The 17,238-nt window shown below is 61.7% G+C and carries 14 protein-coding genes; 6 read left to right on the top strand and 8 right to left on the bottom strand.

The genetic code is table 11. From position 1 onward, the window contains the following. Positions 1–186: 186 nt before the first annotated feature. The 3 genes from hemL to ACEN8Z_RS28170 are packed head-to-tail and all read right to left on the bottom strand — an operon-like array spanning position 187 to position 2,954. On the bottom strand, positions 187–1,470 hold the full coding sequence (hemL, locus tag ACEN8Z_RS28180; protein ID WP_007975850.1) for a glutamate-1-semialdehyde 2,1-aminomutase: 1,284 nt from the start codon (positions 1,468–1,470) through the stop codon (positions 187–189). Between the two features lie 31 nt (positions 1,471–1,501). After that, entirely contained in the window at positions 1,502–2,125 is a 624-nt protein-coding gene (gene thiE, locus ACEN8Z_RS28175; RefSeq protein ID WP_442097826.1) for a thiamine phosphate synthase, read from the bottom strand. Between the two features lie 31 nt (positions 2,126–2,156). Continuing rightward, entirely contained in the window at positions 2,157–2,954 is a 798-nt protein-coding gene (locus ACEN8Z_RS28170) for a hydroxymethylpyrimidine/phosphomethylpyrimidine kinase (protein ID WP_108231173.1), read from the bottom strand. Positions 2,955–3,235: 281 nt separating this feature from the next. Here ACEN8Z_RS28170 and ACEN8Z_RS28165 point away from each other — a divergent pair, with 281 nt between their 5' ends. From ACEN8Z_RS28165 to ACEN8Z_RS28150, 4 genes are all read left to right on the top strand, one after another. Further along, positions 3,236–5,620, top strand: a complete 2,385-nt coding sequence (locus tag ACEN8Z_RS28165; RefSeq protein ID WP_495596335.1) for a 7TM diverse intracellular signaling domain-containing protein — start codon at positions 3,236–3,238, stop codon at positions 5,618–5,620. A gap of 74 nt (positions 5,621–5,694) precedes the next feature. Continuing rightward, on the top strand, positions 5,695–7,344 hold the full coding sequence (locus tag ACEN8Z_RS28160; RefSeq protein WP_495596334.1) for an acyl-CoA dehydrogenase family protein: 1,650 nt from the start codon (positions 5,695–5,697) through the stop codon (positions 7,342–7,344). A gap of 168 nt (positions 7,345–7,512) precedes the next feature. Then, the gene (gene amn, locus ACEN8Z_RS28155; RefSeq protein ID WP_495596333.1) at positions 7,513–9,012 is read left to right on the top strand and encodes an AMP nucleosidase; all 1,500 of its coding nucleotides are present in this window, start codon (positions 7,513–7,515) and stop codon (positions 9,010–9,012) included. Positions 9,013–9,083: 71 nt separating this feature from the next. Then, positions 9,084–9,722 (top strand): pseudouridine synthase, encoded by a 639-nt coding sequence (locus ACEN8Z_RS28150; protein WP_458373869.1) that lies wholly within the window; start codon positions 9,084–9,086, stop codon positions 9,720–9,722. On the opposite strand, the gene ACEN8Z_RS28145 is transcribed toward ACEN8Z_RS28150, so the two are convergent. Next, positions 9,717–9,926 (bottom strand): DUF2788 domain-containing protein, encoded by a 210-nt coding sequence (locus tag ACEN8Z_RS28145; protein WP_495596332.1) that lies wholly within the window; start codon positions 9,924–9,926, stop codon positions 9,717–9,719. The two genes, ACEN8Z_RS28150 and ACEN8Z_RS28145, sit on opposite strands and share 6 nt — an antisense overlap. A 213-nt stretch (positions 9,927–10,139) precedes the next feature. Then, the gene (locus ACEN8Z_RS28140; protein ID WP_007937367.1) at positions 10,140–10,619 is read right to left on the bottom strand and encodes an Lrp/AsnC family transcriptional regulator; all 480 of its coding nucleotides are present in this window, start codon (positions 10,617–10,619) and stop codon (positions 10,140–10,142) included. Positions 10,620–11,055: 436 nt separating this feature from the next. Between ACEN8Z_RS28140 and ACEN8Z_RS28135 the strand changes: the two genes are divergently transcribed. Then, positions 11,056–12,099 (top strand): DUF6515 family protein, encoded by a 1,044-nt coding sequence (locus tag ACEN8Z_RS28135; RefSeq protein ID WP_495596331.1) that lies wholly within the window; start codon positions 11,056–11,058, stop codon positions 12,097–12,099. Here the strand turns inward: ACEN8Z_RS28135 and ACEN8Z_RS28130 are convergent. Together ACEN8Z_RS28130 and pmcY are read right to left on the bottom strand one after the other, a co-directional pair. After that, on the bottom strand, positions 12,093–12,989 hold the full coding sequence (locus ACEN8Z_RS28130; protein WP_442097816.1) for a cation diffusion facilitator family transporter: 897 nt from the start codon (positions 12,987–12,989) through the stop codon (positions 12,093–12,095). The genes ACEN8Z_RS28135 and ACEN8Z_RS28130 overlap by 7 nt on opposite strands. Before the next feature lie 40 nt (positions 12,990–13,029). Continuing rightward, complete coding sequence (pmcY, locus tag ACEN8Z_RS28125; protein ID WP_008022979.1) at positions 13,030–13,449, bottom strand: periplasmic Zn2+ metallochaperone PmcY; 420 nt, start codon at positions 13,447–13,449, stop codon at positions 13,030–13,032. A 100-nt stretch (positions 13,450–13,549) separates the two neighbouring features. Between pmcY and hrpB the strand changes: the two genes are divergently transcribed. Then, positions 13,550–16,066 carry an ATP-dependent helicase HrpB gene (hrpB, locus tag ACEN8Z_RS28120; RefSeq protein ID WP_495596330.1) on the top strand — a complete coding sequence of 839 codons (2,517 nt, stop codon included), beginning with the start codon at positions 13,550–13,552 and terminating at the stop codon, positions 16,064–16,066. A gap of 154 nt (positions 16,067–16,220) precedes the next feature. Here the strand turns inward: hrpB and ACEN8Z_RS28115 are convergent, their stop codons facing one another. Continuing rightward, entirely contained in the window at positions 16,221–17,141 is a 921-nt protein-coding gene (locus ACEN8Z_RS28115; RefSeq protein ID WP_495596329.1) for a LysR family transcriptional regulator, read from the bottom strand. Between the last annotated feature and the right edge of the window lie 97 nt (positions 17,142–17,238).

Raw genomic sequence — 17,238 nt, 5'->3', positions numbered from 1 at the left:
GAGGGATCCAATAAGCGCGCATTATGAAATAAGCAGGGGCAACCTTACAAAGTCTTTACTCGTTTTTCTGCTGCGCGGGAAATTAATCGCCCACTTTGCGGGGGATTATTAGCAGGCGAGTAGGAAAAACCGTGGGAATGCAGGCGAAAGCTGACGCTGGCAATGGCCAACGTCAGCATTTCAGCGTTACTTCAAGGCCGCAAAGGCACGCTCGGCGGCATCCAGGGTCAGCTTCAGTTCGGCTTCACCGTGGGCAATCGAGGTGAAGCCGGCTTCGAAGGCGCTTGGTGCCAGATACACGCCACCTTCCAGCATCAGGTGGAAGAAACGGCCGAACAGGGCCGCATCGCTGGCCATCACGTCATCGAAAGTGACGATGTCGTCGGCACCACTGAAGTACAGGCCGAACATGCCGCCGGCTTGTGTGGTCACGAACGGAATGCCTGCCGCATCGGCGCGCTGTTGCAGGCCGTCGAGCAGGCGAGTGGTGTAGTCGGTCAGCTCGGCGTGGAAGCCCGGACGGCTGATCAGGCGCAGGGTGGTCAGGCCGGCGGCCATCGCCAGCGGGTTACCGGACAGCGTACCGGCCTGGTAGACGGGGCCCAGCGGGGCGATGCGCTGCATGATTTCACGCTTGCCACCGAAGCAGCCGACCGGCATGCCGCCACCGATGATCTTGCCGAAGGTGGTCAGGTCCGGGGTTACGCCGTAATAAGCCTGGGCGCCGCCGAGGGCGACACGGAAACCGGTCATCACTTCGTCGAAAATCAGCACTACACCGTGCTTGTCGCACAGGGTCCGCAGGCCTTCGAGGAAACCAGGTGCCGGCGGCACACAGTTCATGTTGCCGGCCACTGGCTCGACGATGATGCAGGCCACGTCCTGGCCGACTTCGGCGAGCATGGCTTCAACGGCGTCGATGTCGTTGAACGGCAGGGTCAGGGTATGTTTCGCGAATGCCGCCGGTACACCGGCCGAGCTCGGTACGCCTTGGGTCAGTGCGCCGGAACCGGCCTTGACCAGCAGGCTGTCGGAGTGACCGTGGTAGCAACCTTCGAACTTGATGATGCTGTCGCGGCCGGTGAAGCCACGGGCCAGGCGGATAGCACTCATGGTTGCTTCGGTGCCGGAACTGACCATGCGCACCATTTCCATCGATGGCACGAGTGAGCAGACCAGGTCGGCCATCTGCGTTTCCATCTCGGTCGGGGCGCCGTAGGACAAACCGTGCTCAAGCTGCTTGCGCACCGCGTCCAGCACGTCCGGGTGGCTGTGGCCGAGGATCATCGGGCCCCAGGAGCCGACGTAATCCACATAGCGCTTGTTGTCTTCGTCGGTGACGTAGGCGCCCTCGGCGTGTTTGAAGAACAACGGCGTGCCGCCGACGCTCTTGAACGCGCGAACCGGCGAGTTTACGCCACCGGGAATGTGTTTCTGGGCATTGGCAAACAGCGTTTCGGAACGAGACATGATCGGGCTCTCAAATCAGATTTTAAGCGACTTAAATAGAAAACAGTTCGTTGAAGGCGCGGGCACGGCGGGTCACTTCGGCCGTGCTCTGGGCGCCGAACAGGCCATGCACCACCGCCAGCAGATCGACGCCGTGGGCCACCAGCGGGGCGGCGTTGTCCAGGGTGATGCCGCCGATCGCGCAGATTGGCAAGTGCAATTGCTTGCGGGCCTGATCAAGCAGTTCGAGGCTGCAGGTCGGTGCGCCGGGCTTGGTGCTCGAATTGAAGAAGCGGCCGAAGGCGACGTAACTGGCGCCTTCTTTTGTCGCTTGTTCGGCCAGCTCGAGTTGCGCGTGGCAAGTCGAGCCGATGATGGCTTTGGAACCGAGCAGAGCGCGGGTCGGTGACAGTGGGCCATCGGTCTGGCCCAGGTGCACACCCACATTGAGGCGGGCGGCCAGTTCGGCGTCGTCGTTGATGATCAACCGTGTCTTGTAGCGTTCGCACAGCTCGCGCAGGGCTTCGGCCTCACGCAGGCGGCGGGCCTCGTCGCTGCTTTTGTCGCGGTACTGCAGCAAGGTGACGCCGCCTTCCAGCGCCGCCTCCACGTACTTGAGCAGCTTACCGTCCAGCAAATGGCTGTCGGTAATGGCGTACAGGCCACGTAGTTTCATCGGACAAGCCTCACCGCATTACAAATAGAAGTTACGAACAGAAATCCAGAGGCAAACGGCGCGGCACAAACTGGCCTTTGCCCAACTGCTCGGCGTCACGCAGGGTGCGCCATGTGTAGTTAAGCGCGGTCTGCACGGCGCTGGCGAGGTTTTCGCCCTGGGCCAGACGACCGGCCAGCGCGCTGGCCAGGGTGCAACCGGAACCGTGATAACTGCCGGGCAGGCGCTGGCAGGTAAAGGTTTGGCGCAGGCCGTCGCGGCTGTACAGGCGATTGTGGATTTCGGTTTCGTCGCCATGGCCGCCGGTGATCAACAGGTGTTTGACGAACGGCAGGAGTTTTTCAGCGCACTCGTCCGCGGTGCCTTCGGGCAGTTCGGCGAGGATACGGGCTTCGGGAAGGTTGGGGGTGGCAATGATCGACAGGGGCAGCAGGCGTTCGCGCATGGCGTAGCCGACTTCGTCCTTGCCCAGGCGTCCGCCACCGCCGGCGCGCAGTACCGGGTCGCAGACCACTGGCAAATGCGGGTGCGCCGAAAGCAGTTCAACCACGGTGTCGACCATTTCCAGTGAACCGAGCATGCCCAGTTTGACCGCCGCGACTTCGGAATCGTTGAGCACGGCATTGGCCTGGGCCAGTACCCACTCACGGTCGAGGACGCGGAAGTCAGTGACATTGACGGTGTCTTGCACGGTCAGGGCGGTGACGGCCGGAGCCGCATGGCATCCCTGAGCGAGCAGGGCTTCGATATCTGCCTGCAAGCCGGCGCCACCACTTGGGTCGTGGCCGGAGAGACAGAGGACAACGGGGCGAGAGCTGTAGATATTCATGGTGCGCGAGCTTACCACCAAACGTCGATTTTCGGGTGTGGTGATACCCAGTCTGCCTGTTCCATTGTGGCAGTGATTTGTTTGCCTCTGATTATGTCCTGGTAGTGCCTCTGGAACGCCCGTTCTAGAGCCTTTGTAGGAAATATTTCAATGGTATTTAATGGCCATCAACGGCTATGCTAGAGTGGATCCAAACCAATAACAGGTGATACCGGTTTACGTCTGCTCAAAAGGAATGGGGGGCTTCCTGACAGAACCGGACAGGCCACGCTGGGGCTTCAATGCGCTATTTGCTGATGTTGCTGTTGTGTTTGCCCCTCCTGGCAAACGCCGTCGAGTTCGATGAGTTCACTCAAAGTCTCCCCTTGGGCCGAACCCTGCAGGTCTATGAGGATGCAGGCGGTCAGGCGACCATCGCGGATATCCGTGCGCAAGCGGCGGCCGGCAACTTCAAACCACACCACAAAGACACGCTCAACGCCGGGTACTCGCGTTCGGTGTTCTGGCTGAAAATCGACCTGCATTACCGACCGACCAATCCGGCTGCGCAACGGACCTGGCTACTGGAACTGGCCTATCCGCCCCTCGATCATCTCGATCTCTATTTGCCCGATGCGGCCGGCAACTATCAGTTGGTCAGGCAGACAGGTGATGCCTTGCCGTTCGCCAGTCGCGAGATTCGTCAGAACAACTATTTGTTCGACCTGACGTTCAAGCCTGATCAGGCCGAAACCGTATTCCTGCGATTGCAAAGCGAAGGCTCGATCCAGGCGCCGGTGACCTTGTGGTCGAGCACCGCGTACCTCGAAGAGCAGCCCGTGCGCCTTTACGTACTGGGATTGATCTACGGCGTGTTGCTGGGGATGCTGGTCTACAACCTGTTCATCTACCTCAGCGTGCGCGACACCAGCTACCTCTACTACATCTTCTATATCGCCTCGTTCGGCTTGTATCAGCTGTCGGTAAACGGTGCGGCCGTGCAGTATTTCTGGCCGGACAACCCTTGGTGGGCCAACGCCGCGACGCCGTTTTTCATTGGCTGTGCGGGACTGTTCGGCAGTCAGTTCGCCCGCAGTTTCTTGCAGATGGCCACCCACAGTCGCTGGCTCGACCGCTTGTTGCTGGCGCTGGTTGGTTTCGGTGCGCTGGTGGTCGGCCTGTCATTGATGACCAGCTACGCTCTGGCCTTGCGCCTGGCCACGGCCCTGGCGCTGACATTCACTGTGGTGATCTTTGCCGCCGGGATCTTTGCCTGGTTGCGAGGCCTGCGCGTGGCGCGGTATTTCATCATTGCCTGGTCGGCGTTTTTGCTCGGCGGTATCGTCAATACGCTGATGGTGCTGGGCTACCTTCCGAACGTGTTCCTGACCATGTATTCCAGCCAGATCGGCTCGGCCATCGAAGTGGCATTGCTGTCCCTGGCGCTGGCCGACCGCATCAACGACATGCGCGAGCAGCAGGCACAAACGCTGTTCGACGCCAGCCAGAAGCTTGAAGTGCTCAACCAGCAACTGGCTCGCAGTAACAAGCTCAAGGACGAGTTCCTTGCCACCCTGACCCACGAACTGCGCACGCCCATGAACGGTGTGATCGGCTCGCTGGAACTGATGCAGACGGTCGAAATGGACCCGGAGCTCGAGCAGTATCAGCAGACGGCTGCGGGATCGGCCCGGGACATGATGCGCATGGTCAACGGCATCCTCACCCTCACCGAATTGCAGGCCGGCAAGCTCAAGGCCTCGACCGACACCTTCAGTTTGCGCGGTATGGTCGAGGCACTGCGCTCGCAGTTCGAGGGCAACGCATCGAGCAAGTCGCTGGACTTCAAGGTCGATGTCGCCACAGGTGTGCCGGATCGCGTGCACGGTGACAACGTCAAGATCGCGCAATGCCTGGAATGCCTGCTGGATAACGCCATCAAGTTCACCCGGGTCGGCGGCCTGGCCCTGCGGGTGACCGGCAAGGCCCTTGAGCCCGACCGGCTGGCGTTGACCTTTGCGGTGATCGATACGGGCATTGGCTTCACTGATTTGGGGGAGGCCACGATGTATCAACGGTTCTTCCAGCTCGATGGTTCGATGACCCGTGAATACGGTGGTCTGGGTGTTGGCCTGGCGATATGCCGACAGTTGGTCGAATTGCTGGGTGGACGCCTGACGCATCGCACCGAGCCAGGACGCGGCAGCCGGTTTCAGCTGGATGTCGAAGTTGGGCTGCCGGTGCCCGAACGTCCGGTGACGCCGTTGATGCCCCGGGATTTTCCGCGCCTGCGCTTGCCTCAGGATTGTGCCGTGCTGTTGGTGGATGACAACGGCATCAGCCAGTTGGTGATGCGCGGCATGTTGCTCAAGCTGGGGTTCCGCGTGCGTACGGCCGATAGCGCCGACGTTGCGCTCGATCTCTTGCAGCGCGAAGTGTTTGACGCAGTGCTGGTTGATTGTCAGTTGCCGCTTCAGGACGGTGAGTCGGTGTGCTGCCAGATCCGCGCGTTGCCGGGTTATGCCGAACTGCCGATGTTCATGATCGCTCTGGGCGGTGACCGTGAGCGCTGCCCAACCGGCGCGGTGATTGATCACTTGAGCAAACCGGTGAAATTCGAAGACTTGCAGGCCGCGCTCTACCGCCGTGTGCTTTGCCCGCGACAGGGCGAAAGCGCCGACAGTTAGGCGGATATGACACTTTGAACGACCGAGGGGCGGTGCTTAACTGAAGTCCCTTGGCCGACCAAAGGAGCCCTGTCATGAACCTGCATCAGTTCGCCGAAACCCACGAAGTCACCAACCAGCCACCGTCACTGGATGGCGCCAACCTGTACCGCATCGACTTGCCGTTGCAGGAGTGGTCGCGGCGGTTCGGGGCCGGTTGGGCCGAATCGCGGATCGACGCCTATGGCGCACTGGCCGGTGGCCCGTTGATGGAAGCCGGGTTCCTCGCCAATCAGAACAAGCCGGTGTTCAACAGCCATGACCGGTTTGGTCATCGCATCGATCTGGTGGAATTTCATCCGGCCTATCACCAATTGATGCGCACGGCGGTCGAGCACGGCTTGACCTCGCTGCCCTGGGCGCACCCGCAGGACGGCGCCCATGTCGCCCGCGCTTGCATGTCATATCTGCACAGCCAGGCCGAAGCCGGCAGTGGCTGCCCGTTAACCATGACCTTCGCCAGCGTTCCGGCCATGCGTCTGCAACCGGACCTGGCGGAAAAATGGCTGCCGAAAATCCTCGCCACCGAATACGACCCGCGCAACGTCGGCATGGCCCACAAGGCCGGGGTCACCATTGGCATGGCCATGACCGAGAAGCAGGGCGGCACCGATGTCCGGGCCAACACCACCAAGGCGTATCCGGTCGGTGCCAGCGGTCCGGGCCAGGCCTATGAGTTGGTGGGGCACAAGTGGTTTTGCTCGGCGCCAATGTGCGACGCCTTCCTGACCCTGGCGCAGACCGACAAGGGCCTGACCTGTTTCCTGTTGCCGCGCCATCGTCCGGACGATACGCGCAATCAGTTCTACATCCAGCGCCTGAAGAACAAGCTCGGCAATTGCTCCAACGCCTCTAGCGAAGTGGAGTTTCGTGGCGCACTGGCGTGGATGATCGGTGAAGAGGGCCGTGGCGTTCCGACGATCATCGAAATGGTCGCCATGACCCGCTTCGATTGCATGGTCGGTTCCAGTTCGCTGATGCGTCAGGCATTGACCCAGGCCAGCCATCACTGCGCCCACCGTTCGGTCGGCGGCAAGCTGCTCAGCGAACAGCCCTTGATGCAGAACGTGCTGGCGGATCTGGCGCTGGAAAGCGAAGCCGCCCTGGCCTTGAGCCTGCGCATGGGCCGGGCGCTGGATCATCTGGACGATTCACAGGAAGCCAAATTCGCCCGATTGGTGACGGCGGTGGGCAAGTACTGGATCTGCAAGCGGGCGCCAGCGATGATCAACGAAGCGGCCGAATGCATGGGAGGCGCGGGTTATGTCGAGGAAAGCATCCTGCCGCGGCTTTACCGCGAGGCGCCGGTGAATTCGACGTGGGAAGGTTCCGGTAACGTGCAATGCCTCGACGTGCTGCGTGCCCTGTCGAAGGAACCGGGCGTGCTCGATGTGCTGTTCAGCGAGCTGGGCGATGGCCATGGTGACAAGCGCCTGGCTGCGCACATCAATCAATTGCAGGCGGCCTTCAAGGACACCGGCGACATTCAGTACCGCGCCCGTCAACTCACTGAAGACATCGCTCTGGGGCTGCAGGCCAAGTTGTTGCTGGAAGCCGGGAATGCGGTGGTCAGTGATGCCTTCATCGCCAGTCGTCTGGAGGGTGGCGGCCGAGTGTACGGCGCATTGCCACGTGGTCTGGACGTGGAAGCCATTGTCGCCCGCTCGACCCCGCAAGCACTGTAAAGAACCTGTAGGAGCGAGCCTGCTCGCGATGACGGAGTAACATTCAACATTTGTGTTGGCTGATACACCGCTATCGCGAGCAGGCTCGCTCCTACAGTTGCTCTGTGGATACCGCAATGATGCATTGCCAACACACCACTGTTCCCGTGAAGCTACGATGCAGGCAAGATGAGGGTCTGCAAGTCAGAACACAGGATGCTGATCGTGACCGAAGCTTTTATTGTCGTTCAAACCGCCGAGCAAGCCGTGGATCGGCTTGCGCACTTGCACAATCGTGCAACCACCGCGCTGAGTCAGGCGCTCAAGCGCTACCTCAAGGATCGCGTCGAGCCTGATGCCGAACAGCGAGCGTTGTTCCGTTATCCCGAGCTGCGCCTGACCTACCATTGCCAGGGTGAAGTCCCACAGACCACCCGCGCCTACGCCAAGGTCCAACTGCCGGGCACCTATAGCGTCACCGTCACCCATCCGTCGGCTTTTCGTAAATACCTGCTGGAACAGCTTGTTCCGTTGATGCACGACTTCACCGTGACCGTGGAAGTCGGTGTCAGCCAGCAGAACATCCCGTATCCGTATGTGGTCGAGCAGGGCGATGAGCTGGGCGGTTCCGGCGTCACCGCAGCCGTGCTGGCGCGGGTGTTCCCGAGTACCGACCTGTCGGCCGCGACCGACGGCATTGCCGACGGCTTGTACGACTGGGAAAACACCGATCCGCTGCCCCTGGCCCTGTTCGATGCCGCACGGGTGGATTTCTCACTGCGCCGGCTGGTGCATTACACCGGTAGCGATTGGCGGCATGTGCAGCCATGGATCCTGCTGACCAACTACCACCGCTACGTCGACCAGTTCATCGTCCATGGCCTGGAGCAACTGCGCAATGACCCGCGTTTCGTGCGCATGGTGCTGCCGGGTAACGTGATCATCGAGAAGAGCATGGATCACGGCGAGGCTTCGGCAATCGCCGCCGGCGTGGTCTGGCACCGCTACCAGATGCCGGCCTATCACCTGATCGCCAGTGACGGCCACGGCGTGACCCTGGTCAACATCGGTGTCGGCCCGTCCAACGCCAAGAACATCACCGACCACCTCGCCGTTTTGCGCCCGCATTGCTGGCTGATGATCGGCCACTGCGGCGGCCTGCGTCAGTCGCAAACCATTGGCGACTACGTGCTGGCCCACGCTTACATGCGTCGCGACGGGATTCTCGACCGGGTCGTACCGCCGAACATTCCGATTCCGGCCTTGGCCGAGGTGCAGCTTGCGCTTCAACAGGCGGCGGCCAATATCACTGGCGAGAAGGGCGACGAGCTGAAGAAGCGCCTGCGTACCGGCACCGTGCTGACCTACGACGACCGTAACTGGGAACTGCGCTGGGCGCAGGAAAGGCCGCTGATCAACCTGTCCCGCGCCGTGGCAGTGGACATGGAAAGCGGCACCATCGCAGCGCAAGGTTATCGTTTGCGGGTGCCGTACGGCACGTTGCTGTGCGTATCGGACAAACCGCTGCACAGCGAAATCAAGCTGCCGGGCTCGGCCAACGCGTTCTATGAGCGCGCGGTCAGCCAGCACTTGAAAATCGGTATCGAGGCGGTGGATCTGTTGCGTACCGAACTCAACTCACTGCACTCGCGCAAACTGCGCAGCTTCGACGAGCCGCCGTTCCGCTAACGGTTGTCATGGTCATTTGGCGGTCAGGGCACTAGCATTAGCAGCCCTGACCGTTAGATGTTTCCTTTCTCATGTCTCGTCCTCCTCAACGTCCCGTTTCCCGCCGCCCTGGCACGAAACCGTCGCCTGCAGCCCCGCGCCGTGTTGCCAAGGCTCCGCCGGCCGAGCCGAAGCTGATCCTGTTCAACAAACCGTTCGATGTGCTGACGCAGTTCAGTGACGGCGAAGGGCGTGCAACGCTCAAGGATTACATCGACGTACCGGGAATCTATCCGGCCGGACGGCTGGACCGCGACAGCGAAGGCCTGTTGCTGCTGACCAACGACGGCCAGCTACAGGCGCGGATCGCCGACCCGAAACACAAACTGGCCAAGACCTATTGGGTACAGGTCGAGGGCGAGCCGGACGCGGAGCAATTGCAGCGCCTGCGTGACGGCGTCGAATTGAATGACGGCATGACCTTGCCCGCCGAGGCGCGGCAACTGGACGAGCCCGAACTATGGCCACGCAATCCGCCGGTGCGCTTTCGCAAAAGCGTGCCGACCAGTTGGCTGGAGTTGGTGATTCGCGAAGGGCGCAACCGGCAGGTGCGGCGCATGACCGCGGCGGTCGGTTTGCCGACCTTGCGCCTGGTGCGGGTCAGAATCGGTGACTGGACGATCGAAGGGCTCGATCAGGGGCAGTGGAAAGAAGTACCGGCGCGCTTATAAGGCGCCGGATTCGATCAGGCCGATCACCACGCTCTTGATGATGAACACGGCCACGCCCAGGCCCAGCACGAAGAACAGGATGAATGAGCCAAAGCGCCCGGCCTTGGACTTCTTCGCCAGATCCCAGACGATGAAACCCATGAAAATGATCAGGATCGTGACCAGACCGGTCATCATCCACTCTTCGAAAACGGCAGGATCCATCGAACATCTCCAGCGCGGGCGCGGCTAAAAGGGCGCGGGGAGTATACGCCTCGCAGGCTGCGTGCAGTATTGACCTGCGTCGGTGTGTCGCAGTCATTCGTCGCCTGTGCCGGCCTCATCGCGAGCAAGCTCGCTCCCACAGGTTTTGTATGGATCACAATACTGCAGTCAACACAAAACCTTGTGGGAGCGAGCTTGCTCGCGATGGCGTCTTCAGCTACGCAGATGAGTCAAAGGCAGTTCGGTGCTATTCAATACCTGGTTCAGCACAAAACTCGAACGCACACTGGTCACCCCTTCAATCCGGGTCAGATGCCCGAGCAGCAGTTTCTGGTAGTGATCCATGTCCGGCACCACGACCTTGAGTTGATAGTCGGCATCCATCCCGGTCACCAAGCTGCATTCGAGCACTTGGGGCAGGGTGCGGATGGCCGCTTCGAAATTCTCGAAACGCTCCGGCGTGTGACGGTCCATGCCGATCAGCACGTAGGCCGTCAGGCTCAGGCCGAGCATTTTGCGGTCGAGCAGGGCGACCTGACGGGAAATGTAGCCGTCGTCTTCCAGTTGCTTGACCCGCCGCGAGCACGGCGAAGGCGACAGGCCGATGCGCTCGGCCAGCTCCTGGTTGGAGATGCGCGCGTCGCGCTGCAATTCCGCCAAAATACTCAGGTCGTAACGGTCGAGCTTGCTCATCAATCGATCCTTTGTCGTAACTATTGCGGAGGATTATGTGTCAGGGGTTAAAAATTGCGCAAGTGATGTTTAATTCAGCAATCTTCGCAATCCTCTGCCGGCGCTCCCAGCCTATTCTTATCACCAGAATCACTGCTCGGACAAACAGTCCAGTGCGGCTCGCCCAATCAGGCCCGCCGCGGCCGCCACCCCCACCGGGGATGTGCCGGCCCCCGAGCTACACACTGTCCAGAAGACGGCGTGAGGTGAGCCGACGTCAAAAGCGTCGAGCCAGGACGAAGTTCTCTAAGGGGAGGCCGACGGGTCTCCCCTTTTTCTTGCCTGAAATTTGTTGCCGGCTCTCAATAAATAAGTTGCGCGACTGATAACCTGATGCAGAACCGGCCTGAGGTTTTCCAGTCTTACGTACAGGCCCTAACCCTCCGTGAGGAAAAGCATGAAGTCGCGCATCTGGCGTTTAGCCGGTGTCGGTTTGCTGTGTGCCAGCGTCGCTGCGCAAACGCTGGCCGATGAACAGCAAAACCGTGGTCATGATGGCGGACAACATGGCCAGGATGGTCGTCAGGGCAACAATCAGGGCCATGGCGGCAACAACCAGCCGCCGCCGCAAAACAGCCAGCAGCAAAATCAGCCCCGTGCGCAGAATGACGGCAACCGCCATGACGAGCACGACGGCCAGAATCAACATCAGAACAACGGACAGTGGCAGAACCGTCCAGCGCCGGATTTCAACAGCCGGGTTCGCTCGCCGCCGCCACCGCCGCAGTTGCCGGCCACTGACATGCCGATCCAGCCCCGTCCCGACACCGTGCACCAGACCCAGCAGCCGCAGCGCGGTTACTACCAGGACCAGCCACGTCGCAACAATTACAACCAGCACTGGAGTGGCTACACAAACGCACCCTCCTATGACAATCACTGGCAGGGGCGCTCGAGTGGCTATGGTAACGGCTGGGGGCCAGGCCCCAGGTATCGCCCCGGTCAGGTGATCGACCGCTTCCCCGAGCGCAACTTCCGCGTACCTTACCGTGGCATGGATTACTACTATTCCGGTGGCTACTGGTATCGCCCGCTGGGCCCGCGTTATGAGGTGGTACAGCCACCGCGCGGGATTCGCGTCAGATACCTGCCCGATTACGCCCAGCAGGTGTGGATCGGCGGGGTGTTGCTGTTCCTGGCGGCCGGTTCGTATTACGCCTACCAGGAGAGCACTCAGGACTACGTCGTGGTCGAGCCGCCAGTTGGCCAATCGCAACCGCCAGCCGGCAGCAATGGTTATGACGTGGAGGCGTATCCGGCCAACGGTCAGTCGCCGGAGCAGGTCAGCCGGGATGGCTACGAGTGTTATCAAGACGCGGTGCAGCAGAGTGGTTTCGATCCACGAACCGCCACCTACCAGCCAGACCCGTCGGTGGTGCAAGCCTACCGACAGGCTCAGGGCAACTGCCTGAGCAGTCGCGGTTATCAGGTGAATTACTGAGCCCGGGCGGCTTTCACCACTTCCCGCGGGTCGGCGTGCACCAGCACTTCGGCGCGCGGGTAGGCGCTGTGAATGGCCGCAGCAGCCTGATCGCTGATACCGTGGGCGACTGACAGCGTCAGTTCCCCCGGCAACTCCAGATGCAACTGCACAAACCACTGGTTGCCGGAGATCCGCGTACGCAAGTCATGGGCACCCAACACACCGGGCACGCTGCATGCCAGTTCCAGCATGTGCTGGCTGACATCCGGCGGCAGTTCTTCATCCATCAACACCGCAAAACTCTCCCGGGCGATCTGCACCGCGCTCCAAAAGATGTAAGCGGCGATGCCCAGACCAAACCAGGCGTCGACCTGATCCCAGCCAAACCCGGCCAGTACCAGCGCCAGCAGAATGCTGCCGTTGAGCAGCATGTCTGAACGGTAATGCAGCGAGTCGGCACGCACGGCGTTGGAGCCGGTTGCCTTGACCACCCGATGTTGCAGCATCAGCAAGGCCAGGGTCAGGGCGAGTGAGAACACAATCACGCCGATACTGATCCACGGCGCGCCGACCGGTTCGGGATGTTTCAGCCGATCGTAGGCCTGCAATGCAATCAGTACCGCACTGCCGCCAATGAACAGCGCCTGGGCCATGCCCGCCAATGACTCGGCCTTGCCGTGCCCGTAGCGATGATCATCGTCGGCGGGGCGCAGGGCGTAATGCACCGCCAGCAGATTGAGCAATGATGTGACGCCGTCGAGTGCCGAGTCGGTGAGCCCGGCGAGCATGCTCACCGAACCGCTCAGCCACCAGGCGATGGCTTTGGCTACGATCAAGGTGCACGCCACCGCCACCGAGGCACGGGTCGCCAGCCGCAGCAGGCGGGCGTGTTCGGAGCTGGAGGTCATAGTGGCCATCGTTTCTTGAGAGTCCTTTCTTGCGCAGGGATTACGCGGCCGGTTGCAGGCCGAACATCGCCAGTTGTTGGGCGCTGCCTTTGCTCTGGATCAGGCGTGGATCGTCCAGCGGGAAGCTGCGGCCCAGTTCGCTTTCCAGAATAGTCTGCAACTTGCGGTTATCGACCTTGCCGTCGGGGCCGATGGCGTCCTTGAGTTTTTGCGGGTCGACCTGGGCGGTCTTGCCCGGCTCGAAGTAAATCGCACCGGTGGCGAAGTCCACGGCAAACGCGATCAGGCCGGGGATGATGTAGAACAGCAGGCCCACGGCGTCGAGCGCGGCGATGGCCGGGTCGATCTTGCCTTCGATCTGGCCACGGCGATCGGGGTAGAAGATCGAACCGCAGGCGGTCACTTGAGTCAGCAAGGTTGCGACCAGAACACCGCCAATCAGGCGAAAGGGAGCACGCATATGAAATCTCCTGAGTAGAACGCCAAGAACGTTACTGGTTAGAGCCCAGACTACGCCAAACAGTTCGCCGTTATACTCGGCCCTCTGTTTTGGAGCCAGCATGATTTCTTTGCCGATCGATGAAGTTTTACCCGCCCTGCGTGAAGCCCTCGCTACACGCCACGAAGCCGTGCTCGAAGCGCCGCCCGGCGCCGGTAAAACCACCCGCGTGCCTTTGGCCTTGCTCAACGAACCGTGGCTGGCCGGGCAAACCATCCTGATGCTCGAACCACGGCGGTTGGCCGCACGCGCAGCGGCGGAACGGCTGGCCAGTGAGCTGGGGGAGAAGGTCGGCGAGACCGTGGGTTATCGCATTCGGCTCGATAGCAAGGTCGGCCCGAACACCCGTATCGAAGTGGTCACCGAAGGCATCCTCACCCGACGCCTGCAGGATGATCCGGCGCTGGAAGGCGTGGGCCTGCTGATTTTCGACGAGTTTCACGAGCGCAGCCTGGACGCTGACCTGGCCTTGGCCCTGAGCCTTAATGGCCGCGAACTGTTCCGTGACGATCAGCCACTGAAAATCCTCTTGATGTCCGCCACACTTGAAGGCGAACGCTTGTCCGGGCTGCTGGACGACGCGCCGATCCTGCGCAGCGAAGGGCGCATGTTCCCGGTGGCGATGCGCTGGGGCCGGCCGTTTCAGACCGGTGAATTCATCGAACCGCGTCTGGTGCAGACCATCCTCGAAGCCTTGAACGACGAGACCGGCAGCGTGCTGGTGTTCCTGCCGGGGCAGGCAGAAATCCGCCGCGTGCATCAGCAACTGGCGGATGCGCTGGGCGATAACCCACAGGTCCTGCTGTGTCCGTTGCACGGTGAACTGGACCTCGCCGCACAACGGGCGGCAATCGATCCGGCACCGGCGGGCAAGCGCAAAGTGGTGCTGGCCACCAACATCGCCGAAACCAGCCTGACCATCAATGGCGTGCGCGTCGTAATCGATGCCGGGCTGGCGCGGGTGCCGCGTTTCGACCCCGGCAGCGGCATGACCCGTCTCGACACCCAGCGCATTTCCAAGGCCAGCGCCACCCAGCGCGCGGGCCGGGCCGGGCGCCTGGAACCGGGCGTGTGTTATCGCTTGTGGTCACAGGATCAGCACGAGCAACTGGCGGCCTATGGCAGTGCGGAAATCCTTTCGGCGGACCTCGCCGGGCTAGCCTTGCAGCTGGGGCGCTGGGGTGTGACGCCGGGGCAACTGGTGTGGCTCGACGTGCCGCCCGCCGCCGCATATGCGCAGGCCCAGGACTTGCTCGAACGCTTGGGCGCACTGGAGGGCGAAGCGCTGACCCGTCACGGTCAGGCCATGGCCGAACTGCCGGCGCATCCGCGCATCGCGCATTTGCTGTTGCGTGGCCAGGCACTGGGTCTGGCGGACATGGCCTGCGACGTCGCCGCACTGCTCGGTGAGCGCGATATCCTGCGTGGCGCCGGAGCGGACCTGCACAGCCGACTGGTGCTGCTGTCTGGCGAAGAACGCGCCGCACGCGGTGCTCAGGGTGGCGTGCAGCGCGCACGGCAACTGGCACGGCAATATCGTGGTTATCTGCGAGGCAAGGCCTTGGATCCGGTCAGCGATCCGGATCACCCGCGTTGGCTCGGTGCATTGCTGGCGCTGGCTTATCCCGACCGCGTCGCCCAGCAGCGGCGGGCCGGTGGTGCGGAATATCGCTTGGCCAACGGACGTGCCGCATTGTTCGCCGAGGCTGACAGCCTGATGAAGCAACCGTGGCTGGTGATTGCCGATCTGGGCAGTCGTCAGGGGCAGCGTGAGGAGCGGATTTATCTGGCGACGGACTTCGATCCGGCGCTCTTCGATTCAGTGCTGGCCGAGCAGGTGCGCTGCGTCGATCAACTGGATTGGGACGAGCGCGAAGGCGTGCTGCGGGCCGAGCGTCAGCGCAAGGTCGGTGAACTGATCCTGAGTCGTGAGCCACTGACGGGCCTCGACGAAACCACCCGCAGCCAGGCACTGGTGAACCTGGTGCGGCGCAAAGGCCTGGAGCTGTTGCCGTGGACCCCGGAACTGCGTCAGTGGCAGGCGCGGGTCGCGCTGTTGCGGCAACTGGACCTCGCCGGCAAAGGCGAGAGCGAGTGGCCTGATGTCAGTGACGCTGCGTTGCTCAAGCATCTGGAGCATTGGCTGATGCCGTATCTGGGCAAGGTTTCCCGGCTCAGTCACTTCGCCAATCTGGACCTGTCGAGCATCGTCCACAACCTGCTCCCATGGCCGTTGCCGCAGCGACTCGACGAGCTGGCGCCGCATCATTTGAGCGTGCCGTCGGGATCGTCGATTCGTCTGGATTACAGTGAGCAGCCACCGATTCTGGCGGTGCGCCTGCAAGAGCTGTTCGGCCTGGCCGAAACCCCGCGCATCGCCGGGGGGCGGCAGGTGGTGAAACTGCACTTGCTGTCCCCGGCGCGGCGGCCGGTGCAGGTGACACAGGATCTGGCCAACTTCTGGCGCAGCACCTACGCCGAGGTGAAGAAGGATTTGAAGGGGCGCTACCCGAAACATTATTGGCCGGATGATCCGCTGGTGGCCGAAGCGACTGCGCGGATCAAACCCCGGAAATAACGTTTAACACTGGACTCTGTGGCGAGGGGGCTTGCCCCCGTTGGGGCGCGAAGCGGCCCCAAAACCTGCTACCGAGTGGTGTCAGATTCTCCGCATCCAATGTATTGCGACTGCTTCGCAGCCGAACGGGGGCAAGCCCCCTCGCCACAGTGGATCACTGTGATCTTTCGGATTTCGCGGTGAGCTGTTCGCGGCAGTAGTCAGCAAACAGCTGCGCCGGTTTGGTCAGTTGCCCGCGCTTGAGCCATGCCGCCACCAGTCCGGAACCGGTGACGTCTTCGGCGATGTCCACGCACACCACTTTCTGCCCGTCGTAGGTGCACTCCGAATGCGGTTTGGTCACCAGGATCGAAAACCCAAAGCCCTGGCCGACCATGCCGCGCACCATCTCGATCGATGGCGAGCTGAAGGCAATGCGTGGGGTCAGGCCCAGCTCATCGAACAGGCTGACGAAGTAGGTCCGGCTCGGCTGCACGTCCAGAAGAATCATCGGCTCCAGGTACAAGTCCCGCAACGACACCTGGGCCTGTTGGGCAAAGCGGTGATCCGCCGGCAGCAGCGCGTAAGGTCGTTGCGCCGGCATCAAGGGTTCGGTTGCGATGGTGCCGTCGAGGTCATGTTCATAGAGGATCGCCAAATCGAACGCGCCGGACGTCAGGCCTTGCACCAGCTCTTGCTGCTCGCCGTCGCGGATGCGGATTTCCACTCCCGGATACAACGCCGAAAACCCGGCGATCAATTGCGGCAGGTACAGCGGCGCGACGGTTTCGAAACAGCCGATATCAATCTGCCCGGACACCACGTCGTTGTCGGCCAGGGCGTTCTGCTCGAACTCCTTGGCCATGCGCAGCAGTTCCTGGGCCTTGCGGTAAAAGCGTGCACCGCTGGGGGTCAACGATACGCCCTGAGCGTGATGGCGAATCAGCAGTTGCACACCGAAGCTGTCTTCCAGCCCTTTGATGGCCGTGGAGATCGAAGGCTGGGCGATGTACAGCTTGCGCGAGGCCTCGGCGACGCTGCCGCACTCGACGGTGGTGATGAAGTATTTCAGTTGACGCAGATTGTAGGCAGCCACAGCAAACCTCGGGGGAGAACGGATCAGGCATCCTGGCAATTTGCGCGCCACCCCTATCCGCTCGGGTAACAATTTGTTGTGGTTGAACAATAACCAC

Source organism: Pseudomonas sp. Pseusp10 (assembly GCF_059492225.1).
The sequence above is the reverse complement of the archived record's forward strand: the minus strand, read 5'-3'. Positions and strand labels throughout refer to the sequence as shown.